Source organism: Planococcus halotolerans (genome assembly GCF_003289955.1).
Lineage (GTDB): Bacteria > Bacillota > Bacilli > Bacillales_A > Planococcaceae > Planococcus > Planococcus halotolerans.
This window is the reverse complement of the sequence record NZ_QLZR01000003.1, coordinates 131,450-158,175: the sequence shown is the minus strand read 5'-3', so window position 1 is coordinate 158,175 and position 26,726 is coordinate 131,450. Positions and strand designations below refer to the sequence as shown.

23 protein-coding genes and 1 pseudogene are annotated in these 26,726 nt (G+C 43.3%); 11 read left to right on the top strand and 13 right to left on the bottom strand.

Annotation, left to right across the window (positions count from 1 at the left end; genetic code table 11):
• Nucleotides 1-81: 81 nt before the first annotated feature.
• Both DP120_RS09610 and DP120_RS09605 read right to left on the bottom strand, forming a co-directional pair.
• On the bottom strand, nucleotides 82-2,352 hold the full coding sequence (locus tag DP120_RS09610; RefSeq protein WP_112223456.1) for an ATP-binding cassette domain-containing protein: 2,271 nt from the start codon (nucleotides 2,350-2,352) through the stop codon (nucleotides 82-84).
• Between the two features lie 146 nt (nucleotides 2,353-2,498).
• Nucleotides 2,499-2,804, bottom strand: a complete 306-nt coding sequence (locus DP120_RS09605) for a hypothetical protein (RefSeq protein WP_112223455.1) — start codon at nucleotides 2,802-2,804, stop codon at nucleotides 2,499-2,501.
• Between the two features lie 597 nt (nucleotides 2,805-3,401).
• Here DP120_RS09605 and DP120_RS09595 point away from each other — a divergent pair.
• Together DP120_RS09595 and DP120_RS09590 are read left to right on the top strand one after the other, a co-directional pair.
• Nucleotides 3,402-4,448, top strand: a complete 1,047-nt coding sequence (locus DP120_RS09595) for an aromatic acid exporter family protein (RefSeq protein WP_112223453.1) — start codon at nucleotides 3,402-3,404, stop codon at nucleotides 4,446-4,448.
• Between the two features lie 177 nt (nucleotides 4,449-4,625).
• Complete coding sequence (locus DP120_RS09590; RefSeq protein ID WP_112223452.1) at nucleotides 4,626-5,618, top strand: MsnO8 family LLM class oxidoreductase; 993 nt, start codon at nucleotides 4,626-4,628, stop codon at nucleotides 5,616-5,618.
• A 185-nt stretch (nucleotides 5,619-5,803) separates the two neighbouring features.
• Here the strand turns inward: DP120_RS09590 and DP120_RS09585 are convergent, their stop codons facing one another.
• A complete protein-coding gene (locus tag DP120_RS09585) occupies nucleotides 5,804-6,874 on the bottom strand; it encodes an alpha/beta fold hydrolase (RefSeq protein ID WP_112223451.1) in 1,071 nt (356 codons plus the stop codon).
• A gap of 277 nt (nucleotides 6,875-7,151) precedes the next feature.
• Between DP120_RS09585 and DP120_RS09580 the strand changes: the two genes are divergently transcribed.
• A complete protein-coding gene (locus DP120_RS09580; protein WP_165843763.1) occupies nucleotides 7,152-7,946 on the top strand; it encodes a CPBP family intramembrane glutamic endopeptidase in 795 nt (264 codons plus the stop codon).
• A 170-nt stretch (nucleotides 7,947-8,116) separates the two neighbouring features.
• Nucleotides 8,117-9,073, top strand: coding sequence for a calcium/sodium antiporter (locus tag DP120_RS09575; RefSeq protein ID WP_112223449.1), 957 nt, complete (start codon nucleotides 8,117-8,119; stop codon nucleotides 9,071-9,073).
• Nucleotides 9,074-9,122: 49 nt separating this feature from the next.
• Here the strand turns inward: DP120_RS09575 and DP120_RS09570 are convergent, their stop codons facing one another.
• From DP120_RS09570 to DP120_RS09545, 5 genes are all read right to left on the bottom strand, one after another.
• Nucleotides 9,123-10,778, bottom strand: coding sequence for an SWIM zinc finger family protein (locus DP120_RS09570; RefSeq protein WP_112223448.1), 1,656 nt, complete (start codon nucleotides 10,776-10,778; stop codon nucleotides 9,123-9,125).
• Nucleotides 10,779-11,387: 609 nt separating this feature from the next.
• Complete coding sequence (locus DP120_RS09565; protein WP_112223447.1) at nucleotides 11,388-12,563, bottom strand: M20 metallopeptidase family protein; 1,176 nt, start codon at nucleotides 12,561-12,563, stop codon at nucleotides 11,388-11,390.
• A gap of 309 nt (nucleotides 12,564-12,872) precedes the next feature.
• Nucleotides 12,873-13,199, bottom strand: a complete 327-nt coding sequence (locus DP120_RS09560; protein WP_112223446.1) for a hypothetical protein — start codon at nucleotides 13,197-13,199, stop codon at nucleotides 12,873-12,875.
• Between the two features lie 588 nt (nucleotides 13,200-13,787).
• On the bottom strand, nucleotides 13,788-14,243 hold the full coding sequence (locus DP120_RS09550) for a hypothetical protein (protein ID WP_112223444.1): 456 nt from the start codon (nucleotides 14,241-14,243) through the stop codon (nucleotides 13,788-13,790).
• Between the two features lie 196 nt (nucleotides 14,244-14,439).
• The gene (locus DP120_RS09545; RefSeq protein ID WP_112223443.1) at nucleotides 14,440-15,162 is read right to left on the bottom strand and encodes a hypothetical protein; all 723 of its coding nucleotides are present in this window, start codon (nucleotides 15,160-15,162) and stop codon (nucleotides 14,440-14,442) included.
• Between the two features lie 332 nt (nucleotides 15,163-15,494).
• Here DP120_RS09545 and DP120_RS09540 point away from each other — a divergent pair, with 332 nt between their 5' ends.
• Nucleotides 15,495-17,024: an FAD-dependent monooxygenase gene (locus DP120_RS09540; RefSeq protein WP_112223442.1), complete on the top strand. Its 1,530-nt coding sequence runs from the start codon at nucleotides 15,495-15,497 to the stop codon at nucleotides 17,022-17,024.
• A 771-nt stretch (nucleotides 17,025-17,795) separates the two neighbouring features.
• On the opposite strand, the gene DP120_RS09530 is transcribed toward DP120_RS09540, so the two are convergent.
• The gene (locus DP120_RS09530) at nucleotides 17,796-18,494 is read right to left on the bottom strand and encodes a DUF4085 family protein (RefSeq protein ID WP_112223440.1); all 699 of its coding nucleotides are present in this window, start codon (nucleotides 18,492-18,494) and stop codon (nucleotides 17,796-17,798) included.
• Between the two features lie 222 nt (nucleotides 18,495-18,716).
• Here DP120_RS09530 and DP120_RS09525 point away from each other — a divergent pair, with 222 nt between their 5' ends.
• The 3 genes from DP120_RS09525 (at nucleotide 18,717) to DP120_RS09515 (ending at nucleotide 20,678) form a co-directional block, all read left to right on the top strand.
• Nucleotides 18,717-19,406, top strand: a complete 690-nt coding sequence (locus DP120_RS09525) for a GIY-YIG nuclease family protein (RefSeq protein ID WP_112223439.1) — start codon at nucleotides 18,717-18,719, stop codon at nucleotides 19,404-19,406.
• A 26-nt stretch (nucleotides 19,407-19,432) separates the two neighbouring features.
• Nucleotides 19,433-19,966: a hypothetical protein gene (locus DP120_RS09520; RefSeq protein ID WP_112223438.1), complete on the top strand. Its 534-nt coding sequence runs from the start codon at nucleotides 19,433-19,435 to the stop codon at nucleotides 19,964-19,966.
• A 118-nt stretch (nucleotides 19,967-20,084) separates the two neighbouring features.
• Nucleotides 20,085-20,678, top strand: coding sequence for a hypothetical protein (locus DP120_RS09515; RefSeq protein WP_112223437.1), 594 nt, complete (start codon nucleotides 20,085-20,087; stop codon nucleotides 20,676-20,678).
• A gap of 548 nt (nucleotides 20,679-21,226) precedes the next feature.
• Here the strand turns inward: DP120_RS09515 and DP120_RS09510 are convergent.
• Nucleotides 21,227-21,409 carry a hypothetical protein gene (locus tag DP120_RS09510; protein WP_112223436.1) on the bottom strand — a complete coding sequence of 61 codons (183 nt, stop codon included), beginning with the start codon at nucleotides 21,407-21,409 and terminating at the stop codon, nucleotides 21,227-21,229.
• Nucleotides 21,410-21,678: 269 nt separating this feature from the next.
• Between DP120_RS09510 and aspA the strand changes: the two are divergent.
• A pseudogene (gene aspA, locus DP120_RS18705) lies at nucleotides 21,679-21,997 on the top strand (aspartate ammonia-lyase); the annotation flags it as partial.
• A gap of 26 nt (nucleotides 21,998-22,023) precedes the next feature.
• Nucleotides 22,024-22,821, top strand: a complete 798-nt coding sequence (locus DP120_RS09500) for a fumarylacetoacetate hydrolase family protein (protein ID WP_112223435.1) — start codon at nucleotides 22,024-22,026, stop codon at nucleotides 22,819-22,821.
• Between the two features lie 308 nt (nucleotides 22,822-23,129).
• Here DP120_RS09500 and DP120_RS09495 read toward each other — a convergent pair whose 3' ends face one another.
• Nucleotides 23,130-24,503 carry a PQQ-dependent sugar dehydrogenase gene (locus DP120_RS09495; RefSeq protein ID WP_112223434.1) on the bottom strand — a complete coding sequence of 458 codons (1,374 nt, stop codon included), beginning with the start codon at nucleotides 24,501-24,503 and terminating at the stop codon, nucleotides 23,130-23,132.
• A 534-nt stretch (nucleotides 24,504-25,037) separates the two neighbouring features.
• Nucleotides 25,038-25,310: a hypothetical protein gene (locus DP120_RS09490; protein WP_112223433.1), complete on the bottom strand. Its 273-nt coding sequence runs from the start codon at nucleotides 25,308-25,310 to the stop codon at nucleotides 25,038-25,040.
• A 430-nt stretch (nucleotides 25,311-25,740) separates the two neighbouring features.
• Between DP120_RS09490 and DP120_RS09485 the strand changes: the two genes are divergently transcribed.
• Complete coding sequence (locus DP120_RS09485; RefSeq protein WP_112223432.1) at nucleotides 25,741-26,088, top strand: hypothetical protein; 348 nt, start codon at nucleotides 25,741-25,743, stop codon at nucleotides 26,086-26,088.
• A 396-nt stretch (nucleotides 26,089-26,484) separates the two neighbouring features.
• On the opposite strand, the gene DP120_RS09480 is transcribed toward DP120_RS09485, so the two are convergent.
• The gene (locus DP120_RS09480) at nucleotides 26,485-26,706 is read right to left on the bottom strand and encodes a DUF2188 domain-containing protein (RefSeq protein ID WP_112223431.1); all 222 of its coding nucleotides are present in this window, start codon (nucleotides 26,704-26,706) and stop codon (nucleotides 26,485-26,487) included.
• Between the last annotated feature and the right edge of the window lie 20 nt (nucleotides 26,707-26,726).

Below are 26,726 nucleotides of genomic sequence, written 5' to 3'. Positions count from 1 at the left end.
TATCAGGCAAGTTCTCATCATTTTTATACAAAATAACCCCTCGCCGCGGATGCAGCAAGGGGCAACAACTTGAATTATGAATTATCCCTTCACACCGTCCCTCAACCACTTCGCCGTCAGCGTTTCCGCCTGAAGCATGCTTTCCGGTGTTCCTTCAAACAGGACTTCGCCGCCTTTTTTTCCTCCGCCTGGGCCCATTTCGATGACCCAGTCGCTCGCGGCGATAAAGTTCATATTGTGCTCGATGAGGATGACAGAATTCCCTTTGTCGACGAGTCCCTGGAATACGGCCAATAGATGTGCATTGTCTTTTGTGTGCAGACCCAGTGATGGTTCATCCAACAAATAGATCTGCCCTTCTTTTTTCAAGTGGCTCGCCAATTTCAGGCGCTGCACTTCGCCTCCGCTTAACGAACTGGTCGTCTGGCCGAGTGTCAGGTAGCCCAACCCTACATCTTTCAACGTATCCACTTTCTTGACGATCTTCGGCATTTTTAAATACTCATTGGTTTCGTCGATCGACAGTTCCAGAATTTCCACGATATTTTTTCCTAAGTGGCGATGGGACAGCGCTTCATCGGAATACCGCGTCCCTCTGCAGGCTTCACAAGTGACGGTCACGGGATCCGCAAATGCCACGTCCGGCGTGGTGACGCCTTTGCCTTCGCAGACAGGGCAGGCTCCAGTCGAATTAAAGCTGAACAAGCCCACCGGCTGTCCTGTTTCTTTTGCCAAAATCGACCGGATGTCATCCATGATTCCCATATAGGTGGCGAGTGTCGAACGGCTCGAAGTTCCGATGCTGCTTTGTCTCACCGAGATGGTTTCGGGATAGTTATCCTTAAATGCGCCAAACAATAAAGAACTCTTGCCTGAACCTGAAACGCCGCAGACAGAGACCAGCACATTTTTAGGAATTTCCACACTTACATTTTTCAAATTATTAGCAGAAGCGTTTTTGATTGAAAAACTGTTTTTTGACTGTCGCGGGGTTTTATTGATGGTGACTTTATGATTCAAATCGGTGATGGCGGACGCTTTCTGTAAGCCTTTCTGTGTCCCTTGGTAGACTACTTCGCCGCCGGTTACACCTGCGCCTGGACCCATTTCGATGATTTCATCCGCTGTTTTGATGACGGCCAAATTGTGTTCGATGACGACGACAGTATTATAATTGTCTCTCAGACTTTTCAGCATGTGCGTCAACTTCTCGATCTCTTCCGGATGCAGGCCTGCACTCGGCTCATCGAAAATATAGGTGATGTTGTTCAGACTGCTGCTCAAGTGACGCGCAATTTTCACACGCTGCGCTTCGCCGCCGGACAGAGTGCCCATATTTCGCGCCAGACTCAAATAACCCGGCCCTAAGTCAACCAACTGTTTGACACTCGGATACACCTGCTGCGCAATCGATTTTCCAACCGGATCTTTTATTTTCACCAATTCCTCCAACAAATCCGTCATTTCCAGCCGGTCATAATGCGCGATATTCAAGCCGTTAATTTTGCATTCCAGCACTTTCGGATTCAATCCAGAACCTTCGCAAGTCGGGCACGGTGTATTTGTGGTCATCGCCAGAACGTCATCCTGGGACGTTACTTTCAGTTTCGTGAGGTCCCGGTTAATGTACAGGCGAATAAACCTGGGAAGGATGCCGTCCCATTCAATGTCCCTGTTGCCTACTTTGTAATAATAAGTGCTAAATGCCCGCTCGCCTTCCGGCGGACCGTAGACCAGAAGATTATATTTTTCTTCCGTAAAATCTTTGATAGGGAGATCGGGGTCGAACAATCCGCCGTCCACCATCCATCTGCCTTGCCAGCCGGGCGGTGCCAGCGGCTTGAATCTCACTGCGGGGTCCCTGAGTGTTTTCGTGTGATCGATAAGTTTGTGGATGTCCGGCGCAACAATTTCTCCGAATCCGCTGCATTCCGGGCATTTGCCGAAAGAACTGTCACTCGAAAACTCGGTCGTTGAGCCGATCGGCGGACTGCCGATCCGTGAAAACAGCAGCCGGATCAACGGATCGATATCCATATACGTCCCGACAGTCGAGCGGGAATTGCCTCTTACCGGTTTCTGTTCCACGACGACCACCGGACTTAAATGCTGCATCAAGTCGGCATGGGGCCTTTCGTATCTCGGCATCTGGTGCCTTATGTAAAGTGGATAGTTCAACGTCATTTGTCTTCTGCTCTCTGTCGCTAAAGTATCAAATACGACCGAACTCTTCCCTGAACCTGAAAGGCCGGTGAAAACGTTTATCTTTTCTTTCGGTATATTTAAATCGATATTCTTCAGATTATTTTCCTGCAGCCCTCTCAGGATGATTTCATCTCTTTTTTCTGTCATGGTGAATTTCTCCTTTTCCAATCAAATCAGGGAACTAACCCACTAATATAAGGGTTCCCTGTTTTAGCCTGGCTTACACAAAGGATATAAAAGTGCGGGAGAAAAAATTCACAGGAATGCGTTTTCTGGCATTGGATAAGATTTTGTTATGCCGGATACTCCGTCGCAAACGGCCAAAACACGATCAAATAACCCAGCAGGACGAGCACAGTGAAAACTGCTGCCCATAAGGCATTTTCCTTCACTTGTTTCCTTCTGAGCAAACTAATGAAAAATAAAAGCAAATTCGGCGAAGCACCGAGTGCGGCCATAAACACTAAGATATTGACGATTTCACTCCTCGGCGCATCTTCATTGCCGCTCCCAAGTCCCATTACGGTTACTGCATATAAAATAATATGTAGCAGAATCATACTGATATTGATTAGAAAATAAGTCTTGAAAACTTTCAAAGGGTGCCTCCTTCTATACCTGCGCCATTGAGCTCCTGGGGCAGTTATTGAAAATGATGAAAGAAATTATTCTAAGTAATGTGCATCAGCTCTCTTGCAAAGATATTTGGAGTTTCATCCAATATTTTTTGCAGCTTCCATTTATCTCTTTTTTCTTCAATGGTGAATTTCTCCTTCTCCAATCAAATCAGGGGACTAACCCACTAATTTAAGAATTCCCTATTTTGAGCTGGCTCACACAAGCGATTATTGATAAAAAACCGCCATTTTGATGAACCGGCGTATTTCTTATACGGTTTTAGTGTGAAAGCTGAATTATTTCGTCTTATATAGGAAGAAGATTTGCTGAAAAATGGTTTATCCGCGGCTACGGGCTGTTTATCCGCGCCTAGGAGACATTTATCCGCGGCAAAGCGATGTTTCTCCGCGCCAAAACGCGATTTATCCGCGGCAGCTGCAAAATCCGCATTTCCTCACTCTTTCCATTAAATTGCTTCTTCATCAAGCATGCCGAAAAAAATCTGTTGCAATACATAAGAAAATCGGTGATATACTGAACTACAGTGAAAATACTACGTAAAGGAGAGGGTGGTCCACATGCGATCCTTTCATTTCAATGGCAGCCGAATTTTGAAAACAGGCATAGCCATATTTTTAACAGCCACAATCTGTCTTTGGTTCGGCTGGCCGCCCGTCTTCGCAGTCATCACGGCCATTGTCACGATTGAGCCGACTGTCCGCGATTCAATCACAAAAGGACTCGTGCGGTTCCCGGCATCTGCAATCGGTTCCGCATTCGCCGTATTGTTCATCACACTATTCGGGGATGCTCCAATCACCTATACGCTTGCGGCAGTTGCTACTATATTAGTCTGCTACAGACTCAAGCTGCACGCGGGACTGCTCGTTGCCACATTGACAGCCGTCGCGATGATCGAAGTCATCCATGACCATTTCCTGGTCTCATTCTTTATTCGGTTAGGTACAACGACGATTGGTCTGGTCGTGTCCACCGCTGTCAACATGCTCGTTTTCCCGCCGAACTACCGGGACGATATTCTGAAGAGCATCCAAAATATCAGTGAACGTGCGGGAACGATGCTGGAGCACACATTCCATACGATCCTCTTTGATAGTGACGCGGATCTTAAGGAAGACAAGGATCTTGTGAACCGGCTGACGACGGAAATTAGGAAGACGGAGAAATTAATCCATTACCACCGGGACGATTTCAGTCTATATCCCCGTGTCCGCGACCGGGAAACCGAGCTGCGCATGGCGGAACGGCAATTGCTCTTTCTACATAACCTGGAGTTCCATCTCGATGCCTTGCTCCGCATCCCATACCACAGCATCAAGTGGTCGCAAGCTGAACGCAATATCATCATGCAGGCAGTCGCAGAACTTGCGGACGATTTGCAGAATTCCAATGCATATGACCACGAAACCCATCAGCAGCAATTAAAAATCATCACCGATTTCTTCTGGGAAGACAGTAAAGGCATATCGACCAGCGATGCCCTGCATCCTACCCTGTTCGCACCAGAGTTCAAAATCCTTTACGAGCTCATCACGATTTACGATTTAGTCGATAAGTTCTTCGACCCGAACAGTGTCAAAGCTGCTCGGGAGGCGGAGAAGTAATGGAATAAAGAAACGGCTGTGCCGGAAACATTTCTGTTTCCAGTACAGCCGTTTTTAAAAAGGAGGATTTAATTTCCTACCTAAAAATACCCTAAGACAGATAAAATGATTTCACTTTACCAGCCTGCTATACTCCTCTATATGCAAACCTGCAGGTAAAGAAAGGAAGATATATAGATGAAACTAAGTGTATTGGACCAAGCGCCCGTTACGTCAGGCAACACGGCTGAAGCAGCTATCCAAAAAGCGGTGGAACTCGCGGTTCTCGCCGACAATTTAGGCTACAGCCGGATGTGGATGGCAGAGCATCATGGCTCTGGCGCATTTTCCAGCTCTGCGCCTGAAGTCACTGCCGCCTACTTAGCCGCCAAAACGGAGAATATCCGAATCGGCACCGGCGGCGTGATGATGATGCATTATTCGCCTTTGAAACTTGCGGAGGTCTTTAAAACATTGAGCGCACTTGCGCCGGGCCGCATCGATTTCGGCGTGGGACGCGCGCCGGGCGGCGATCATAGTTCCATCTACGCCTTGTCCCAGGGACGCCGGCCGATGACAGACGATATGTACGGGAAATTCGACACAGCGTTGAAGCTGATCAATGACGAAACGCCTGAAGACAATATGTACAATAAAACCCTCGCTGTCCCGACAAACATCCAATTGCCGGAAGCCTGGCTGCTCGGCTCAAGCGGCAACAGTGCATTGGAAGCAGGACGAATGGGTGTCGGCTATTCGTTTGCCCAATTTTTCCAGGGCAGCATGTCGAACGAAATCCTGAACGCGTACAGAGATAATTTCACGCCTTCCGCCTTCATGGAAAAACCCGAAATTTCGGTATCGTATCTAGTGACAACAGCTGAAACGGCCGAAGAAGCGGAATACGAAGCATTGCCGCAGGACATTGCCCGCCTGATGTTAATGAAAGGCCGCATCATGCCGCTCCTGACGCCTGAACAGGCGCAAAACTCTGCACTCACGGAAATGGACCGCATGCAAATCCAGGAAAGCCGCAAAATCCATTTGGTCGGTTCCGCCAAAGACGTCGCAGACCAATTGCAGCGGGAACAGCAGGAATACGGTTTTGAAGAAGCGATGATCTGCAGCATCCCGCATTCGCAGGAAAAACGGTTGGATGTTTATCGTTTATTGGCACAGCATTTACTCTAAATGAACATACTAAAGCCGTATCTGCTACCTCTTGAGGTTAGTGGATACGGCTTTTTTTTGCTGCGCTTCCCAAAGATCGATACAATTTTGCCATAGAAAAACTGCACCTCCATTGTTACTTGTAATTAGCGATGAAGGTACAGTCCAACGTTCCGTCTGTTGAGTTTGCATTCTCTCAAAGAATATTATTCAAGCACGCCTTCTTCTACAGAAACCGCCAATAAATCTTTCAAATGCCCATCAATCTGGCTGTGGTACGCTTCCCCTTCCCCTCCGAACAGACCGAAATGGCCGGCAATACTGTTAATCACTCTCAGTTCACTGTTCGAAATCAGCTTTTGTTCGGGTTCACAATCACTTGGCGGAAAAAACATATCGGTATCAATCGGCATTACATACATCTTGGCTTTAATGCTGCCGAGCGCTTTTTCCAAATTCCCTTCAGTCAATCGGCTGACATCACCGCGCTGCCATTTCCATGCCATTGTCAGCAATGCATTGGGATCCATCATTTGAAAAAACGGCTCAAGGAAACCTTGCACCAATTCCTCTGCAGTCTCCACACCAAACAAGACCCATTTTTCCTGTTTGAAAAATTCCGGAGTGAAGCCCATAACGGCCCATATATCGGCATGCCGCTTCAAACCGTCCGCCACTTCTGTATTGGATGTGTAATTTCCGCCATTCCACCCCGGATCGGATGTAATCGCATCCATCAATGTCTGTGTAAATAGGAAATCATGGATAGTATTTTTCGCAGTTCCAGCAATTGGTGCCGCTCGTTTCACCATATCCGGGAATCTGACCGCCCATTCATACGTTTGCTGGGCTCCCATCGAACCGCCCACCACCAATGCCAGTTCTTTAATCCCGAACTTTTCTGTAATGAGTTGATGCTGCGCCCTTACATCATCCCCGATACGAACCTTCGGAAAATCACTCATACGGATAGAATCAGCACTGTTATGTGGCGAACTCGATAGTCCATTTCCGATTTGGTTGATCACAATGATAAAATAATTGGCTGGATCCAGCGCCCTTCCTTCCCCTATGTAAGTCTCGTAGTCTTTGCTCGTCCCTGAAAACCAGGTGGGGATCAAAATAACGTTATTTTTCTCTTCGTTCAGTTCTCCGTGCGTCGCATAAGCCAATTTGCAGTCCGGTATCCGTCCCCCTTCTTCCAGCTCAAAATCCCCTAATTCATAAATCTCATAAGGTCCATGGTTTTCCTGTGAATAAAACTGATTTCCAATCATTACACATACCGCCTTTCCTCAGGAATTTTATTTTCTGGCAGGAAGCATGAAACTGTTTTACGCAGGAGTTATCTTTTCACTTCCTTATTTTAATTATACTTAAGTTCCAGTATAAGTAAATACAGAATTTTCTGATATTTAAATCGTAATTCGCTGCCCGAGGAAAGGAATAATTATCCTATATCCAACAGTTCTTAAATAACAATGAAATCACATAATGATATTATTAAGTCATAATACTATCATTATCTAAATCCGTTGAAAGGCGGCGATGCGGGTGTTTGAGGAAAAGAGGTCACGCTTCGTAATCGGCTTGATGACTGTCGTGGCCATCATGTCGATTTCCCTGCTGCTGCAAGCCACTGGAAACCTGCTTCTTCACAATGTGGTCATGCTGCTGGTTTTTTACACCGTCCTGCCTTTTTGGATTTGCAGCTACTATTTCCAAAAGAACGGGATAAAACTGCGCCAAATCTTATTTTTCACGGGTACCGCACGCTGGCTTCTGCCCGTAGCAGGGCTCACTGTCCTGCTCCTGGCATTTTCCATCAGCATCTACTGGCTGATGCTGCGGGGACTTGCATCCCTTTCTCCCATCTGGGTCGAATACGCGCTCACACGGCAGCCGCTCCCTGATGAATGGTGGTACGTCGCCGCGAGCGGCTTCATCATCGCGATTCTCGCGCCGATTGCGGAAGAGTTCGTATTTCGCGGGGTGATTATGCACCGGCTGACCGTATCACTCGGCTTATGGAAAGGTGTCGGATTGAGCAGCCTCTTTTTCAGCATCTTCCACATCAATATTTTAGGCTCTTTCCTGTTCGCCGTGGTGGCGTCACTGCTCTATTTAAAAACCGGCACGCTGCTGGTGCCCATTTTGCTTCATATCTTCAACAACTGCATTTCCGTTTTTCAATACACCTTCAACCCGTCTTTTCCGGAATGGCTGATGGTGACGAGCATAGACGATCTGTATTCGAAAACCGCTCCCAACCTTATTGTGTTGGTTGTCAGTCTGGTGTCGTTGCTTTTATTTATAAAATGGGTGTTTCGGGATTTGGAAATTAGATGAAATAAAACACAGCTGCAAGCAGGAATAAGCGATAAACTTAAAATCGCATCCTTGGAAGCACTTCTTCTAATGACAGCTTTTTATGGTTTTCACAGTAGTTTGAAGGGTATTGGCATAGAAGAGAGTAAAGTTGATTGAAAGTCTTACTGTAGGAAGGAATTGAACAACACATGACTTATCTTTTATTATTGGTAGGATTCGCTCTTTTAGTTAAAGGAGCTGATTATTTTGTGGAAGGCGCTTCGAAAATAGCGCAAAGCTTGAGAGTGTCGCCTTTATTGATCGGCTTAACGATTGTTGCTTTTGGTACAAGCGCACCGGAAGCGTCAGTCAGTTTTATCGCAGCGTTCGAAGGAAACAGTGATGTAGCGATCGGGAACGTCGTCGGCAGTAACATCTTCAACATCACTTTCATCTTAGGAGTTACAGCTCTCGTTTTCCCTTTGCTGGTTCAGAGCGAGACGATACGGAAAGAAATTCCCTTCGCGTTATTGGGTTCCGTGGCGTTGCTGCTGCTAATCAGCGATATCCAACTCCAGGCCATGGACAGCAATCTCATCACAAGAACTGAAGGCATTATGCTGCTGCTGTTCTTCGCGGTTTTTCTTTATTATATCTTCGAAGTCGCCAGGAAAGATCGACTGAACACAGAAGCAAATCCCGTGGACCCTGCGAATGTGTCCAAACTGAAAAATTCGCTCTTAACAATCGGCGGACTTGCCGGCATCGTGTTCGGCGGCACCCTCGTCGTGGAAAACAGTATCGAAATCGCTCTGTCACTCGGTATGAGCGAGACCTTAGTCGGTTTAACAATAGTTGCCGTAGGTACTTCCCTTCCTGAGCTCGTCACCTCGGTAACCGCAGCTTTGAAGAAGCAGGTGGACATTGCTTTAGGTAATATCATCGGCAGTAATATCTTCAACATTTTCTTCATATTAGGAACCTCAGCAACTATCAGCCCTTTAACTGTCGATTCGAAGATCTTTTCGGATGTATGGCTGATGATCGGTGTGACCGTGCTATTGATGATTCTTGCGAGAACCAAGTATAAGATTTCAAGGATCGAAGGTTCGGTATTGGCTGTTATTTATATCGTTTATGTGGTTTATATTATTTTGAGGAATTAAACAATAAAAAATGGAGCAGCGCCAGGGAAATTACTGGTGCTGCTCCTTTCTAATTTATCTTCCCCAACTCATCCAACAAGGCTGTCCGCTTCGGATACATGAACTTCAGCTCTTCAATCAATCCCGCTGCCGCTTCAGCGCCCAGCGCTCCTTTGAAACTTTTGATGATCTGACATGCGCTCCAGTATGCCTTGCGGTTGGAAGCCCGATCGACCTGCCGGTAAATATAGGCCGTATAGATTTCGTTCACTTCATGCGGATAATCGGCCAGCAGGTGCGGATACAGGTGCTCGATTGCTGAGACATTGGTGCGGCAATAATCCAGCAGCTCGTCCAACCTCTTTTCATCAATCAGAATTCCGAGATACAATGGCAGACTCCGCGGACTGTTTTTCATCTCGGCAAGAAGCGCCTCCAATATCTTCGGCCATTGCTCGGCATTCACTAAGTTCCTCAGCTTAATGTAATACTCTTCCTCACCTTGCAGTGCAAACTCAAAGCTGAGGTCGATTATTTCCGCCGTTCTGCCCATTCCTTCATAAGCTTCAAACCGCAGCTTTTTCCAGTCGTAAACGAGTCCCGGAAGGTTGGCATCCAACTCTTCCGACTCTTCACACAACCGGATCACTTTTACATATTCACCAGCATCCAGCGCCTGTTGGACCCGCGCTTTTCGGATTGCCGGATAGCTGTTGTGCTCCGCGTAAAACGCTTCGACCGCTTCCTGGTCCTCTTGTTGCTGCAGCACCGTCAATTGCATCACACGGAACTGCTCTTCTGTATATTCGTACGTCTTGTTTTGCATTTCCTTGCTGCCAATCACTTTTTCAATAAAACCATAAAACTTCTCTGAGAAATTACCGCTTTTATTCCATTGCAGTACTGATTCCATCAGATAATCCGCCGCATCCGTCATATCCCGCTCCAGTCCGAACAGGATATGCGGATACAGCAGCTCAAGCATCTGGTCGACGGTCGCTTCATCCAGTTTCCCTGGCCACTGCGCCAGCGCTTCGTCAATTTTCTCCAGGCTCTCGTTAATGGCTAAACTGATGTCCCCCGATGAACTGTCCGCAATTTCCAGTATTTTTGTACATTCTTGTATGGTAATCAAATTGAGGCGGACGATCCGTTCAGCATCGTGCTTCAAATCCAATCCATTCACAAATTCCTGGACTTCCCACACGTCTTCGAGTGCCAAGTCCGTCCGGTCCCAGTCGATAAATCCCTTTCGACTGGCGCGGCTCACCGATTTCTGGATGATCCGGCGTGCCTTATTTTCATCCATGCCATCAGGATTCACGAATTTCTCCATCAAATGAAGCTGGACAGCTGGCTGTTTCTCGACGAGCTCCTCCAGAATTTCCAGCAGCTCCGCTTTTTTCAGCGCCTTTAATTGCGTCCTCACATCCACTTCTGCCGTCGAATCGTTCTCTTCCTTATATTCACGGATCGCCAGGCACACCGCCACTTCATGTTTGCACAGCGAATCAGATTCGAACGGGCAGGTGCAATAAGAACCCACAATCGTCCCGTCCTTCGTCAAAATGACCGACACCTCGTAATCCCGCGTACCCGCTACGCGCGCATGCCAACGATTCGGCGCATCTTCCTTCAAATGCTCCACAAAATCCTGCTCAAAATAATCAAGCCCGCGGTTATAAAGCTTCGCCGGCACCTGTTTTTTCAGACTGCTTAAGTTCATGAGAATTCCCCCCTGGGTTGATTATAACGTGTTGTAGTTTGGGGATGAATAGGGAGTTCTTTTTTGGAGAGATGACGGTCTATGTGGAAGAAAATATCTTCTATTATCTTGAGGCAGCAGATATGAGGAGACATTTTGTAACTTTTATATGTTTTCGATGGGTTTGAGCTAGCTTTCTGTATATGCGTGAGATTTTTTGCTGGAAACCCGCCCAGATAAGCTTCTTTTTGAGGCAGCCACCCCCATTTTATGTGCCTCGAACCCGCTTACCCGTGGCAAATCGATGTTTATCCGCGGCTGCGGCATGTTTATCCGCGCCTACGCCGTTTTTATCCGCGGCAAAACGACATTTATCCGCGCCTAGCACCACTTTATCCGCGCCAGCCTTTAGAACTGCCCATTTTTTGATTTCGCCAACTCATCCACCACTCTTCACCAATCATCCCAGCCGCCATTTCTGCATTCAAAAAGTAAAAGCCACACCCAACTGCTGATCCAGCGGGCATGGCCATGTAAAATTAAAAACAGTTTTTTATTCCCAAAACCGTTCAGACTAGTTTTTACCTCTTCTCAACTTATTGCTTCAATCCACAAATACCCGGACTACCCTCATTTCTGCGCCTCAAAATAAGCCGCCGCAAAAACCTTTGCGGTCATGGCCATTGCCGGTTCATGGAAATCGAATTTCTCGTGATGGTGGGGAAACGGATTTTCAACATCCAAAGGCTTCGCACCCACAAAGAAAAAGGCGCCTGCCACCTTCTGCAGATAATAAGAAAAATCTTCCACCGGCATAACCGGATCGATGTCTTTATAGACTCCGTCGCCAAACGAACTATCGACGGCGCGGCGAATAAGATCCATCTGTTCCGGGTGATTCCAAAGGGAGTCATAGCCCTTACCAATCTCAACGTCGACTGTGCATCCGAGTCCCTGCCCAACTCCAGCAGCAAGATCTCTAATCCGCTGGCCCGCAAGCGACCGCAAGTTCTCATCAAACACCCGGATCGTCCCTTCCATAATCGCCTTTTCCGGAATGACATTGTCCGCATCTCCTGCGTGGAATTTACCGATCGACACGACGAGCTCTTTCAGCGGATCCGCATTCCGGCTGACAATCGACTGCAAAGCGACCATGATATGGCTCGCAGCCAGTATCGGATCGGTTCCTGTATGCGGCTCTGCGCCATGCGTGCCGGAGCCGTTCACCGTAATTTTCACGGTATCTTCAGCCGCCTGCAGATAACCGTCCCGCCCGTACACATGGCCAACTTCCATCTGCGATTGCAGATGCGCGCCATAAATCTCGGCCACGCCCTCCAAGCAACCATCTTCAATCATCGCCGTCGCACCACCCGGCGACAATTCCTCGCCGAATTGATGGATCAGCACGATGTTGCCCGGCAGTTCATCCTTCACCTCATTCATCGCTTTCGCAAAACCGAGCAGCGCAGCCGTATGGCCATCATGTCCACAGGCATGCATCACACCGGGTACAGTGGATTTATACGGCACATCCTTAGCGTCTTGGATCGGAAGCGCATCAAAGTCGGCCCGGAACGCAATCGTCCTCCCCGGCTTCCCTCCTTCAATCCGCCCAACGACTCCCCTGCCTCCAACGCCCCGCCGTACCGGAATATTCAGCCCTTCCAAATAGTTGGCAATAAACTCAGGCGTCTCTACTTCCTGATGCGACAGCTCCGGGTGCATATGGAGATGGCGTCTGATATCTGTAATTTCGCTTGATATCTTATCTATGTTATTGAATATTTGTTGTAAGGTCATTGGTTGGTCTCCTTTTAAAATATACGTATAATTTATAGTTAACCTTATCGTGTATTAATATGCAATTGAAAGATTATTTATTCCGTTGAATTTACAAATAGTTTTCCAGCAGTCTTCAGATTCTCCCTATGTCGCGGGCAATTATGTGTATTTAACTTCTCACATAAAAATACGAAAGCCGTATCCCTTAACCCTTGAGGTTAATAGATACGGCGATTTTTGATCTCAAATCCAGGATGGAAAGACTGACGTTTATATATCAAAAAAAAAGAACCTTGAAAGTCTCTAGGTTCTTTTCACAACTATATATTAAGCATGTAATTTATATTGTTCCGCCTTGCCGTACATACCGTTCTCGGCTGTTGCGTCATTCAATTCAGCGATAATGACCTTGGGACTGGAAGGACCAACTATTGTTGATATATAACTAACTTTAAATGTATAAGTAGCTTTCATACGGAAGTTTCGATATTCAGGCGATTCTTCTGTAGTCGTCCAATAAAAAACATTGCCATCTCTATCAACTAAAGCGACCACTCGATGTTCGTCGTTTTTAAAGCATGACAAAAACTCAAGATCGCGAGTATATTTCTTTCCTTTTTCAAATCCGTTCACTTCTTTGATTGCAAGCACCATCGAAATACACCTCATTCCATAGTGGTATGCTTTTAATATACCAGAACTTACGTTCGATTACCAGTAAAAAGCTAAAAAAAGTTAGAATTTTTAGTTATTATCTATCCGAAGGGTTAATTTAGAGTAGCTCACCTACTTTTTTTTGCACATTAAAGCTGGCTGGAACGGTCATTAGCCAAAACGATCGGCTGCTACTGCCCGGCAGCAGATATTGAGAGACATTCATATAAATTTCTCATGTTTTTGATGTGTTTGGATAGTTTTCTGTATAGGAGTGAGATTTATGCTGTAAATCCGTTTAGAAATGATTGTTTTCAAGGCTGCGACATCCTTTTTATGTGCCTCGAATTCGCTTATCCGCGGCAGATTGATGTTTATCCGCGGCTGCGGCCTGTTTATCCGCGCCTAAGCCCTTTTTATCCGCGGCAAAACGTCATTTATCCGCGGCTAGCGCCCGTTTATCCGCGCCAGCCTTCAGCGCCAAAATTAATCGAAAAAAAAAACGCTCCCGGGGAAGCGTTTTTTTGACACATCTTTTATTTTCGGTAAGAAATTTCTTACCAGCAGTCCATATTTCATTTCCAATAATTATTTATGAACCCCAATAATCTGCCGCATTAACTCAATCCAGTCTTCCCTTTTAAAATCATAATAATCCAACTCTGTTTTCCTTAGAACCAGATGAATGCTGTCGAACTTTTCATCCCTACGGAATCTCCACCAGCTTTTCACCGTTGACGTCTTTTCGCCAGGCGGATAATAAGTTAGCGTCGCCTCAGGATCTATGATTTTCACCAACTTCTCAAATTCGAAGAAATCATGCGGAAAATCGATGTAAAGGCCAAGTGAGAGTTTGTGCGGATTGATGGAGCCGATTTTATGCGCTGACTCCGCATCCTTCTTCTCGAGCGAGTCGCTCCAAGGAACCGGTTTGTGGCTCGCGATCAACAGCCGGTCGCCTTCAGTCTTTTCAATTTTACAATCCGGGAGATTTTCGAACACTTCGAGCATCTCGTTTAATTGTTCTTCTACTAATTTGTCCATTATGCCCCTCCTTTAAATCTATCGACTTTTTTATCGATACTTATGGGTTTTGTTCTAAGTATATAGGATTGGCAGCATTCTGCAGGATATTTCTTCATCTGCCGGACTTTCCAAACGAATACTGATTCATCTCACTATATTTATGCCACATGTTTTCTACACAACTTGCACCGTAACATTATTCTTAATCGAATACCTAGCGCAACTGTTCATTATTCGTGTAATCCGCCAGATTATCGATCCGGGTAGTTGCATCACACTCCATGCATTCCAGGAGATCATCCGCAAGCAACGCTTCGATCAGCTCGGGACTTCCGCCAATCAATGAAAAATTCAGGTCAATATCCGTATAAAGACACCATGTCTTATCCTCCGGCCACCAATAAGTGGGAGTTCCATACAGGTGGTCCCGTTTTGCCAGCTCTTCGACTTCTGTCAATTCACCGTGATAAAGTTCATCGATATAATTTGCCGACTTCAAAAGACCATACAGAAAATAGCAGTCCCCTTCTCCGACAAACCGCTTTAGCACCTTAACCAGCGCTTTCAAACTATCCGGCTCGATTTCCCCTTCTTCGCCTGAAATAATATAGCGGGGAAATCCACCCAGCTTATTCATCAGTGACGCCGGTGACAACTCTTTCGAAAATTTAAGATCATACTTTTCTGCAAGCTCCATAAATCTTAGCCGCTCAGCAAGCTGAATTTCACCTGATTGTTCCAGAGTACATTCGCTCCACAAAAGATTTTCATCTTTAATTTGCGGATCACGGAACAATGGATGGATGATTTTGCAATAATGGTTAAAGCGTTTTGGCAGGAAGTTTTCCACCCGGCTTCCCTGCCGATTATCAGTCAGGAAGTAAACAGTCTCATCCTGAATCCACTTGTACTCTTCCAAGCTGTCCAACTTCTCCATCTGCTCACTCCTTTTCAATCAGCTGCTGCAGATCCCCTCTTTTCTTTAATCGTAGCGGGGTTTGGTGGAGGTGGCAAGGAGAGATGATGCTGTTTCACAAAGAACTGAGTATTCCCCAGTTCATCCCTGTGTTCCGCACAATTAATTATTGTGTATTGCCGCAATCGTTTGGAATTTCTTTATACAAGAGATGATTTTAAATTTCAATCCTCACTTGCTTGAAACGGATCGATTAAGGATATAGTAGCTGTACAAGAACTTTTCCTAAACCCGATTTCAGCTGCCAGTTACATGATATCAGCAGGCGTGATACTCATTAGGAGGTCCCTATGATGAACCCACCAATCTTAATCGTCGGAGCTGGCCCCACCGGCCTGGCTCTTGCCTATAGCCTGGCGCGTCAAGGCGTGCCGTTTCGGATTATCGATAAAAACGCAGGAACCGGCACAGCGTCACGCGCGCTCGCTGTGCATGCGCGCATATTGGAGCTGTACGGGCAGCTTGGCCTGGCCGAACGCAACATCACGCGGGGGAATCCGATTTTGTCGCTTGATGTCAGTGATGACAATAAAGTGAAAGCCACAGTGAAATTCCATGATTTCGGCAAAGGGCAGAGCCCGTTTCCGTTTATCCTGAGTTTGCCGCAAGACGAGCACGAAGAAATTCTCGTAGACGAATTAAATAAAATAGGCGTCGAAGTCGAATGGAACACTTCGCTGCTTTCATTTGAAGACACGGTAGCAGGCGTAACCGCCGTTATGCAGCAGCAAGGACAGCAGGAAGAAACAGCGGCATTCACCTATTTATGCGGATGCGACGGAGCCGGCAGCATGGTCCGAAAAGGACTGGGACTCGAATTTCCCGGTGGCACGTACAAGCAATTATTCTTTGTCGCCGATATCGAAACCGAAAAACCGGCAGACGACATGCAGAAGATGGACATGTACATGGACGATGACGGCTTTATGCTGTATATGTCCGTCCGCAACGCCATAACCAAACGAATCCTCGGCATTGTGCCCGAGGAGTTCAACGAACGCACCAATCTCCACTACAGTGAAATCAGCGATTACATTGAAAATAAAATCCATGTGAACCCAGCAAAGGTCAATTGGTTTTCGACGTACCGCGTCCATAACCGCATAAGCGAGCAGTTTGCCAAAGGGCGCATTTTCATCTTAGGCGATGCCGGCCACCTGCACAGCCCTGCCGGCGGACAAGGCATGAACACCGGTATTGGAGACTCCATCAATCTAGCGTGGAAGCTCGCTGCGGTGATTCAAGGGAAAGGCGACCCCAAAATATTGGGCACGTACGAAAAAGAGCGCATCGTCTTCGCACGCCGGCTGATCGCGACAACTGATACAGCGTTCTCGACTATCGTCAGCCAAAAACTGCGCGGCACCTTGCTGCGCCAGTATTTCGTACCCTATGTCCTGCCGTCAGTATTCAAATTCTCCTTCTCACAAAAAAATGCGTTCAAGATCCTGTCTCAAATCCACATCAACTACCGCAACAGCCCCTTGAGCAAGGGCAAAGCCGGCAAAGTCTACGGCGGCATGCGCTTGCCGTGGATCGAAACCGCAAGCGGCAATAATTTCGAGCCGCTTCGCTCAGTCGATTGGCAAATCCATATATATGGCAAAGCGCAGCCCGAGCTGATCGACTTTGCCCGCTCCCAGTCGCTCCAGCTCCAAGAGTTTCCATGGGAAGCGCAGATGAAAGATGCAGGATTCAAGCAAGACGCGCTGTACCTGATTCGACCTGATGGGCATGTCGGGCTTGCGACTGAAAAGCAATGGCTGCGTGTGTTGAATGCATATTTAGAGACTTATGGGATTGTGGCTTTTAGGGCTAAGTAAGGTAACAATAGTAAAGAAGGCTGGAGGAATGACCCCATTGTGGATTCATTCCTCCAGCCTTCTTCTATATTAATTCCTATAACTAGACGCAGTACAACTGTCTCTAATGTAATTTCTCCTTAAATTCTCTGCGCAATAGATAAAGCACGTGAAACCAGATAAGAACTGGAATAACGATAAGTTGTAAACCTACTATGAATTCCACGTTATACAATAACAGTAAAAGCAATAGGCTGATAAATAAATACAATACTAATTTGAAACAATAAATCTTTTTAATAGTTTTTATGTTTGCTTTCCCAGTGAGATAATCCACTAAATAAGAGACTGGGATTCCAAGAAATAAATACACTCGCCAAGCAAAAATAAATAAAAGCATGAAACCTAAAATCATACTCTCAAATTTTGCGGGAGCCATATTTGTGCTACCCGTATACAGTTCTGGGTAAGCAAAAAAATCCAGAACACCATAAATAATGACTAGAATAAACACCGATATAATTGTGCTTTTGATTCTAACTGATAAAGATTTCATAAATTCATTGCTCCTAAAGTTACTTCTACTATATACGATTTTTTTTAATACCGCTTCCCAAGGATCGACACAATTCCCGAAAAACTTATTTGGATGACTAAAAAGTAAACACTACACCCAAAATATTGAAGTATCCGTGGCGGCTATGTATAAAGTATAAATTGTAGTGTATTGTCAAAAACGTTTAGAATTGTTTCTTTCCTGTGATGCGTTTTTTAAAAATTTAAACTAGCCAGCTACCTTCTTCTATACAAATTCTTCAGCCGCCGCATCAGCGGCAATTTCAACGGCTCAATCTTCACATCACGCGCACGGATCACTGTCTCGGTCATTGGGGTGTCGAACAATGTGTGAAGCTCAAAGCCATCTTCCGTTTTGTAAATTTCATCATACAGCCACCATCCACCTATGAAATCAGCCGGAATGTTCGAATAGGTGACCCCCTCAAAAGTGAAGCGGACATCGGTGAAATAATGGAAACCTCCACTGCAGTCGAGCGTCAGGACAAGCTGATCTTCAGACGGTCTTTCAACAGAAAGGACGACAGCATCGTGCAGGCCATTCTCCACCAACTCGGCTGCAGCCTGCGGGAGCTCCGCTTTGATCGATTCGAAATGCTGCATATAGCGGTCACTGAGTTCTTCCATCCGCCGCTCGTAATCCCGCTCCCAGCGATTGACGAGCAAGCGCAGCTCCGGTGTCGGATATTCTCTCACCAGCGTGCCGTCATGGATATACGGATGAAATGATTCCGGCAAGTAGCGCAGCAAACTTCCCCGCATATCGTCCAGATTGCGCAAGTTCAATTCCCGCAAATCCTTCCCTTCCTTGCGGTAGTATTCCAATTCCTCTTCCCAGTCCTCTTCTGACTCATGTAATGCAAGAAAACCGGAAACCTGCATTTCATCATACCAATCCTTTGTGAAGTACTTCATCTAGTGATCCTCCTTGGTGTTCCGCTTCTATGGGAGCGATACAATTTCTAAAAAACTTTCACGGATAAATAAAACAAACAAACCACAACCGACATGTTGATCCAGATGAAGTGATTATTTATATAGCACCCTATTTACATATTTTGATATATATAAGAAATAAGTCCTTCTCTAGGCTATAATTGTATATAACATTAAAACTGATTTGGAGGACTTATACATATGGTTAAAAACATTTTCACTAAACTTTTCTCTAACAAAACTGCTCCTGAACCGGCCATCACTCCCCCTGCTATGCAGCAGCATAAGATTTACCTTTTTGAATCAAATCAATATGAGCTTGAAAAAATTATTGAGTCCCCTGACCTAAAGGGCAAAGCTCCCGGATATGTCTACTTTGTACAGGAATACATGAATGGCTCTTTCAAAATCGGCAAGACCAAAAACCTTGAGAAAAGAATGAATATCTTTGGCGTAAAATTGCCTTTTGAAAATAAACTTATTTTCCTTATAAAAACCGGCAATCATCATCAGACAGAAGCCACTTTCCATAAACATTTCGCTGACAAAAGACTCGAAGGAGAATGGTTTGCTTTAAACAAAGATGATCTGTCCTGGATTAAAGCTGGTAAATACACTGAAGAAATTAACCAAACCATCTTCCCTCTTGAAGAGAAGAAAAAAACAGCAATCAAAACTGAAAACGAGAATAAAGAGGACAAATTGTTAACGCCAAAGCAAGTGGAATTTGCCAAGACATTACTCACAAAGCTGGAAAATGAATACGAACTTGCCACAGATCTAGCTGCTTTAACACAAAAAGACTTAAACCGTTTAAGTGGATACTTCAGATTCAAGAACAAAGGCGCTTTAACTAATCTGGTTACAGCGGGCGTTTTGAAAGTAAAATAATTTTTCATTAATAAGGAGACTATTGTATGTCCATCAATCCTGTAACCCTTATTCAAATCGAATGGGAGGGTTCTTATAAACTATCAGAACTCCCTCAGCTTATGAACGAAGAAATAGACTATGGAATTTATCAAGTATACGGAAGACATCCTGTTTACGGAAACGACTTCCTACTATATATCGGCAAAGCTGATTATCAAACCCTAGGTAAAAGAATATCTCAGGAAGATTGGCTTTATACAAATGATTCAAATAATCACAAGATTTATATTGGAAGGCTTCATGGATCCCAACCTTTAACTGAAGATTTATGGTCTACTTATATCGATTTAGCTGAACGGCTGCTGATATACACTCACAAGCCTGCATTCAATTCCAAAAGTATCGCATCTTTCCCTGATAAAGAATTGCAAGATATCCATGTATTAAACTGGGGACATTACCGGGCTTTGCTTCCTGAAGTATCAGGATTGAGGTGGACCAGCAAGTTAGATTGGGAAGGATATGAAGTCTTTAGATATGGGGATGTTGTATTGCCATCTGAAGATGAAGTGGTTTAGTTTGTCTTGCAGGATATATTGAATAATTTATAGATCCATTATGACAGGATTAGTATAGATTTTGGATACAAGCTAGCAATGTCTTCGATTAAAAAACGAAAAGAATGAGGTGTATCGAATGGCTAAAATACCAGTTAATCTTATAGTTGATGTTGCAAAAAAACACGGTCCCAAAGCAATTAATAATTTAAAAGATAACAAAGAACTTGTTGCAATAGTTGCTCCTTTAGTTGGCGCAGCAGCAGCAAAATTAAAGAAACTTTACGATGACAGGAAGATTGCTTTTGCTGAAAAAGAGCATCATAGAAAAAAGAGATATTCTGAATACAAAAATGAGATATTAGGCAATTTGCCAGACTTAAACAGGCTACAATTGGTTAATCATAAAGATGAAGTTGAATCTTTCATTTCACAAATTGAATATGAAGAAAAAGAGGAAGTTGCGCTAAAAAAACCACTTCATTCTAAACGAAGAGATGACTGGAAAAAAATATTGATTCAAATCGAAGATAAAATAAGATTAATGGATTATCAAGAGTATCTAAAATTTTTCAATAACCTAACTTACACCAGCAGTTATTTCGAAGGTTATGATCGGAAACTTAATGCTTACAAAAATTTAATTTCAGAAGAAAGTATAAAAGAAATTCATGAGTTTATTTTTGAGCAAACAGGAAAATCTACAGAAGCCATTCAAAGAGATTTTGTGTAAGTTTTCTCTTAATTTCATTTAAAACCTTATATTTTTTAAGCACGAAATACTATATATGAATGAAAGAAATGAAACAGTCCCACCCGCAGTAATAATCACGCGGGTGGGATTTGTATGTTGTATAAGTTTTTGTAGAGGTTCAAAATCCTTTATAAAGTAGTCCCTACCAGCAGTCGATTTTTCATTTCCAACTACCATTTATGAACTGCTGTTATCTTTCGCATCAATTCAATCTCCCACTTAAAATCATAGTGATTTAACTCAGTTTTCCTCAAACCTATTATATAGGAGTGGTTCTCTCATGTCTTAAGTGGTTCTATTTTTGTCCGTAGTGGTTCTAAAATTTGGCACAGGTGGTTCTATTAAGTAGCTGTATCCATCTGACGCTTAAATTCAGGAAATACAGGGCTGCCTGCTCAAGACCTAGCAGCGATTGGATCCACCCGTTTTAGTCACTCGACAATAAGTGAATCTTAACTTTTAAAAATAAGCTTCGGCAACCTTTCAATAAGGAAGCCAAAGCTTATTTTCAATTGGGCTTCTGGCTCCTAGAATAAGCCGCCGAGCCCTCCGCCGAGTTTAGATTTTGCCATATCCATCAATTCGTTCTTTTCATTTTCGTCAATCTTACCATCGTCATATGCTTGCTTGACTTGAGTGATGATTTCTTTCGCTTCTCCCTTGTCAGCATTGCTGATTTTTTCTTTTAATGCGTCAAAAGTTTGGCCCATTAGAAAAATCCCTCCTCAAATTATCTTTCGTAAAGAGTATACCCTCCGTAAAAATGAAGAAACGGTATTCATGAAAATAGAGTTTCAAAAACTGCACAAAAGTAAGCATCAAATAGTCTATTCCTATTTCCTATTTATTCATTTAAACAAGATGTTTTACGTTCTCAACTATTTACCTTAATAGGCTGAATCCTCTCCGGCACAAGTTCGCGATTTCTCAATATTTTTGTATAATGGAAGTTGTGTTTGACACAAGGACATGATTTTTAATAAGTATTATGAACAATGCATTCAATGTGTTTACCAATTCTGTTTAAGTGGTATCGAAGCTAATGCCGAAAGAATAAAAGAATATGTCAAAAAAGTATTTGTGTAATTACTGCAGTGAATCCTCATATAAGTTACGAGAGTGCAGTTAGAATTACTTGAGAAGCAATTCTAACTGGAAAGCCCATTAGTGAATTCTTTAAGGATTTATTAACAGAAGAGGAAATCGAATGCATCCTTGACCCTTATGAAATGACTAATCCAGGTATTTCTGGTTCGAGATTATTAGCGATTAATTACACGATTGCAATTAAGATTTAAATTTAAAGGAAAAGGTGATGTTCGAAATGCAGATGCTGCAAAAAACACAGAAAATAGTTCGCTACCAGGCTCCTAATGGCAAAAGGTATTATGGAATTGTCGAAGGTGATGCAGTCTTACAATCTTCCAGTGATTTTACTGAAATTATAAATAATGAAATGAAATTTGATGGTATAAGACTTAAACACAGTGACATAAAATTTTTAGAGCCTGTATCACCCTCAAAAATCATTAATTTCGGTTGGACATATGCTGAACATGCAAAGGAGACTGGAGGAACGGCTAACCTGAAGGAACCGTTTCTATTTTTAAAGCCACCATCTTCTTTAATTCCAAATGAGGGAGAAATCATACTTCCTTCCAGTAATTTAACTAAACAGGTGGAAATGGAAGGGGAAATTGCCCTTGTTGTTGGAAAACGCGGAAAAAATATAAAAGAAGAAGAAGCAATGGATTATATTTTTGGCTGTACCATTTTTAATGATATTACAGCAAGAGATCTTACAAAAACTGATCCTCAATTTACCCGCGGTAAAGGTTTTGATACTTTTGGTCCATTGGGTCCGTGGATTACAACAGGTATAGATCCAACAAATTTAAAAATAACCACAACTTTAAATGATAAAGTAGTTCAGGAAGGTAATACTAATGAGATGTCACTGTCACTGCCTTTTCTTATCAGTTGGATTTCACAGGTTATGACACTAGAACCGGGAGATATTTTAGCGACTGGTTCACCTGCAGGCAGTTGTCCAATGAAGTCGGGAGACATAGTTGTGGTGGAAGTAGAGGAAATTGGTAAACTACGTAACTATGTAAAATAACAGATATAGTTTTTTAAAAAAATTGTCAATTCAAGTTGAACGCGGCAAGAAACTCATGAATACCTCAAAGCGCGTATTGTAGTTCAGTACTTTGTAAAAGCGCTTCCCCTGGGACGCGATTCTTTAAGCGGGATTGAACTTCCAGCAGTCTCCGATTGTCCCTGTGTCCCGCGCAATTATTTATATTTAAGTTCTCAGATAAAAATATGAAAGCCGTATCCGTTAACCCTTGCGGTTAGCGGATACGGCTTATTCTTAATGTAATTCTAGCTAATAAACTGAATCCTTATTGACACAGAGGCAGTTTTTTATTCACCTGCTGCAGTAACCCTATAAATACTACCTCCATCAGTGCTTGCAATAAGCTCGCCAGCCTCAGTTACAAGAATATCACGGAAACGTTCGCCTTCATCAGCTAATAGACGCTCTTCTCCAACGATGGTGTCACCTTCAATAACGACACGTGCAATATAGCTCGACGCTAGACCACCGATGAACAAGTTGTTCTCCCATTCAGGGATTGCGTCGTTATCATAGAATGAACTACCACTTGGCGCACTTGTTGGATCCCAATAATATCTTGGTTCAACAAAGCCTTGCGCTTCGTGTTCTGAAATACCCTCATTGATTAATTCACCAGTGTATTCGATACCATAAGAAACAATCGGCCATCCATAGTTATTGCCTGGTTCAATAATATTAAGTTCATCCCCAGCTTGTGGACCGAATTCAATAATCCATAAGTCGCCTGTTTCAGGGTGGAAGTCTATACCTTGAATATTACGGTGACCGTAGCTGTAAATACCATCCAGTGCTTCTTCATCTTCGATAAATGGATTCGTATCTACTGGTTCTCCATCTTGTGTAATGTGAATGACTTTACCTAAGTAAGCATCCAAGTCTTGTGCACGTTCGCGAATTGGATCATCTGAACGCTCACCAGTTGTTAAGAAGAGGTTGCCTTCTTCATCAAAGATAATACGTCCACCATAGTGCAAGTCACCTTCATAAGCTGGTGTCGCTTGGAAGATCACTTCGAAATTTTCAAGTGAGGCTTCATCTTCTGATAAAGCACCTTTACCGAGAGCAGTTACAGTACCACCTTCAACATCTTGAGAAAACGTCAAAAATACCATTCTTGAATCGTCAAAATCAGGTGCAATGGCTACATCAAGTAAGCCACCCTGACCAGAGTTATTTACTTCTGGTGTACCTTCGATTGGCTCTGAAACAGCGTAATTCTCAATGTTTACAATAAGAAGTTCTGCTGTATCTCTTTGCGTAACAAGCAAGCGGTTTGTATCAAACTCTGCCATACCCCAAGTCACGCCAAGACCGTCAACAATAACTTCCTCACTAAGTTCTGTTTCAGTCTCTACTGCAGGCGCTCTTGTTTGTTCTGGAAATGCCGGTTCAAACTCAGTAACTTTTGGTTCAGTTTCTGCAGGTTCTCCATCTGCACTTTCACCAGCGCCCTCATCTGCAGGTTCTTCTGTTTCAGCGCCCTCGTCAGCAGGTTCTTCTGTTTCGGCACCCTCGTCAGCAGGTTCTTCTGTTGTAGTACCCGAATCATCCGCTGGTTCTTGGTCTGAAGTTTCATTATTGCCACTACATGCTGCCAAAGCCAAAATAAAGATTAGCATCAGAAGAAACAGTAATCTTGACCACGAAACTTTCGTCATCGTTTTCCTCCCCTTTCTATGATATTTACATGAATATATATTAAAGTTCATTCCCCCTGAAACCCAGTATCAAAACTTGGTTAAGACTTTCATATCATAAATAAAAATAAGAAACTCCTTCGAAAATAATATTATCACAATTTTATGATAAAAAACAATAATCTGACTTTATGGTATTTAACTAAATTCTTGTAATAATATCTTATTAAAAGAAAACAACCGGAGTTGCCGCCTTCTTTGATGTATTAAGCCTGTCTTTATCTCGCATCCCTGCCTCGCGTAATGCTTCGCCGATGTTACGTACACATAGATTCTCAATGTTGCCAGCAGCTATACCCACCATCTGTGTTGCAGTGCCTGAGACTGGGTCGCATAAGAGTTTATCAATTTTGTTATGATAGGTTCACTAACATCCTCACTTAAAGCAGTAGTACAGTGAAAATATTTAAAACTGATTCTTTACTTGCGTGAGTAAAAAAATCCTACAAAAAAACTGCGAATCCCTTCGCAGCTTTTTTTACGTATATTATTTCATTACAGAAACCCAACAATCACACTCATCAACTCATCCGACAGCGGTAAATCAGGATTGCTGTTTGCCGCCTCATTCTCACCTTCAGAGGATACCGTTTTTAGCACATGGTTCATATCCTCAATAATTTCGGGATGCGCCGCATGCAAACTTTCCGCATCGGATTGCGGTACCTGCGGATCATACGCCAGCCAGGAAATCATATAGGGCTGGACAGACGGACGGAAAACACTTTGCAATTCGGGGGTGATATAGCGGGATTGAACTTCCAACATTCTCTCGATTGTCCCTGTGTCCCGCGCAATTATGTATATTTAAGTTCTCAGATAAAAATACGAAAGTCGTAGCAGTTAACCCTTGCGGTTAGTGGATACGGCAATTTTTTCATGCAATTGTAATTAATAAAATGAAGTGGATTTGACACAGGGAAGTGATTTAGGAGGGGTTGACAGATGCTGATAGTAAAGAATTCTTCAATATAATTCAACTTACTAGGGAGCGACTCAATTCCCAAACAATTTATGCTGGTGAATAAATAGAAAAACAAGACCACGATGTTGATACAGCGTCTGTGTAAATGTATTGAATATAAATTATAATGTTATGTAAAGATCGTTTAGAGTTGTTTTCCCTTAAGATTGATATTTCAGACTTCACAGTAATGTTTGTTATAATAAAAGATATTGATGAAGGGATTTGATATTTATGGGTTTTTTGAGAGGTTTATTTGGTAGTTTTGAAAGTGAAGGCAATACCACCGATATTCAAAATGATTTCGCATTTGATTATATTTATTTTAAGAATGGTCTAGCATATGAGAACCTAAGTAGTGACGAAGGAGAACCGTTTGAATTTGAAGTAAATGTCACTATTGAATTCCTTTGGAATGGTGATAAAAATATGTATGAAGTTGAATATTATGTTTCTTCACCAACCGTAACTGATGTTGATGTACCAGATTATGAAAAGTTCAAAACAGACGTATATAGAGATTTATGCAACAAAGGGATTAACTTAGATTATATTCCCGATTCCCTTGAATGGAATATGTAATAACTCAATTATAATTTACTTCCTCTAATTTTAGTTCCGGGGGTGAAGCACAATTTTAAATAATTTATAATTAAAGCATGTATAAGAAAACCACACTACAAATGTTGAAGCATTTGGGCGTGGCAATGTAGAAATTATTATTTGTAGTGTATTGTCAAAATCATTTAGAATTGTTTACTTCCCTAGGGACTCGATATAAGAATCAGCTGAGCCGACAATAATCAGTAGCTTCGCTTTCACGCGAAGCTAACAATTCCCAAACAAATTATATTGATGATGAAAAAGAATAAACCACAACCGAAATGTTGATGTAGTCAGGCTGGCTAAGCAAAAATTATAGTGTATTGTCAAAATCGTTCAGAGTTTTTCCTTACTAAGAAAACGACTCCCATTTTTTTATCCTTTAGGTGGATATGGATCTTTCCCATATGAATCTGCAGCCCTGAATTTGCCGTCTTTTCCTTGAATACGATGTTCAGAGTTATTTTTTTGAGCCTGTTCTCTAGAATATTTTATTGCTTCACTTTGTGTATCGAATTCTTTAGAAAGTCTACTTGCCCCTTCCTTTCTTGAACCCCACTTTTCTCCATTCTTCACTGTGTAAACATTTTCTCCCATTTTACTGCCTCCTTTTTTGA

Coding starts and splice junctions, on each gene's coding strand:
- DP120_RS09610 (WP_112223456.1), bottom strand. CDS start 2,352: ATGACAGAAAAAAGAGATGAAATCATCCTGAGAGGGCTGCAGGAAAAT.
- DP120_RS09595 (WP_112223453.1), top strand. CDS start 3,402: ATGCGATCCTTTCATTTCAATGGCAGCCGAATTTTGAAAACAGGCATA.
- DP120_RS09590 (WP_112223452.1), top strand. CDS start 4,626: ATGAAACTAAGTGTATTGGACCAAGCGCCCGTTACGTCAGGCAACACG.
- DP120_RS09585 (WP_112223451.1), bottom strand. CDS start 6,874: ATGATTGGAAATCAGTTTTATTCACAGGAAAACCATGGACCTTATGAG.
- DP120_RS09575 (WP_112223449.1), top strand. CDS start 8,117: ATGACTTATCTTTTATTATTGGTAGGATTCGCTCTTTTAGTTAAAGGA.
- DP120_RS09570 (WP_112223448.1), bottom strand. CDS start 10,778: ATGAACTTAAGCAGTCTGAAAAAACAGGTGCCGGCGAAGCTTTATAAC.
- DP120_RS09565 (WP_112223447.1), bottom strand. CDS start 12,563: ATGACCTTACAACAAATATTCAATAACATAGATAAGATATCAAGCGAA.
- DP120_RS09560 (WP_112223446.1), bottom strand. CDS start 13,199: ATGGTGCTTGCAATCAAAGAAGTGAACGGATTTGAAAAAGGAAAGAAA.
- DP120_RS09550 (WP_112223444.1), bottom strand. CDS start 14,243: ATGGACAAATTAGTAGAAGAACAATTAAACGAGATGCTCGAAGTGTTC.
- DP120_RS09545 (WP_112223443.1), bottom strand. CDS start 15,162: ATGGAGAAGTTGGACAGCTTGGAAGAGTACAAGTGGATTCAGGATGAG.
- DP120_RS09540 (WP_112223442.1), top strand. CDS start 15,495: ATGAACCCACCAATCTTAATCGTCGGAGCTGGCCCCACCGGCCTGGCT.
- DP120_RS09530 (WP_112223440.1), bottom strand. CDS start 18,494: ATGAAGTACTTCACAAAGGATTGGTATGATGAAATGCAGGTTTCCGGT.
- DP120_RS09525 (WP_112223439.1), top strand. CDS start 18,717: ATGGTTAAAAACATTTTCACTAAACTTTTCTCTAACAAAACTGCTCCT.
- DP120_RS09520 (WP_112223438.1), top strand. CDS start 19,433: ATGTCCATCAATCCTGTAACCCTTATTCAAATCGAATGGGAGGGTTCT.
- DP120_RS09515 (WP_112223437.1), top strand. CDS start 20,085: ATGGCTAAAATACCAGTTAATCTTATAGTTGATGTTGCAAAAAAACAC.
- DP120_RS09510 (WP_112223436.1), bottom strand. CDS start 21,409: ATGGGCCAAACTTTTGACGCATTAAAAGAAAAAATCAGCAATGCTGAC.
- DP120_RS09500 (WP_112223435.1), top strand. CDS start 22,024: ATGCAGATGCTGCAAAAAACACAGAAAATAGTTCGCTACCAGGCTCCT.
- DP120_RS09495 (WP_112223434.1), bottom strand. CDS start 24,503: ATGACGAAAGTTTCGTGGTCAAGATTACTGTTTCTTCTGATGCTAATC.
- DP120_RS09490 (WP_112223433.1), bottom strand. CDS start 25,310: ATGTTGGAAGTTCAATCCCGCTATATCACCCCCGAATTGCAAAGTGTT.
- DP120_RS09485 (WP_112223432.1), top strand. CDS start 25,741: ATGGGTTTTTTGAGAGGTTTATTTGGTAGTTTTGAAAGTGAAGGCAAT.
- DP120_RS09480 (WP_112223431.1), bottom strand. CDS start 26,706: ATGGGAGAAAATGTTTACACAGTGAAGAATGGAGAAAAGTGGGGTTCA.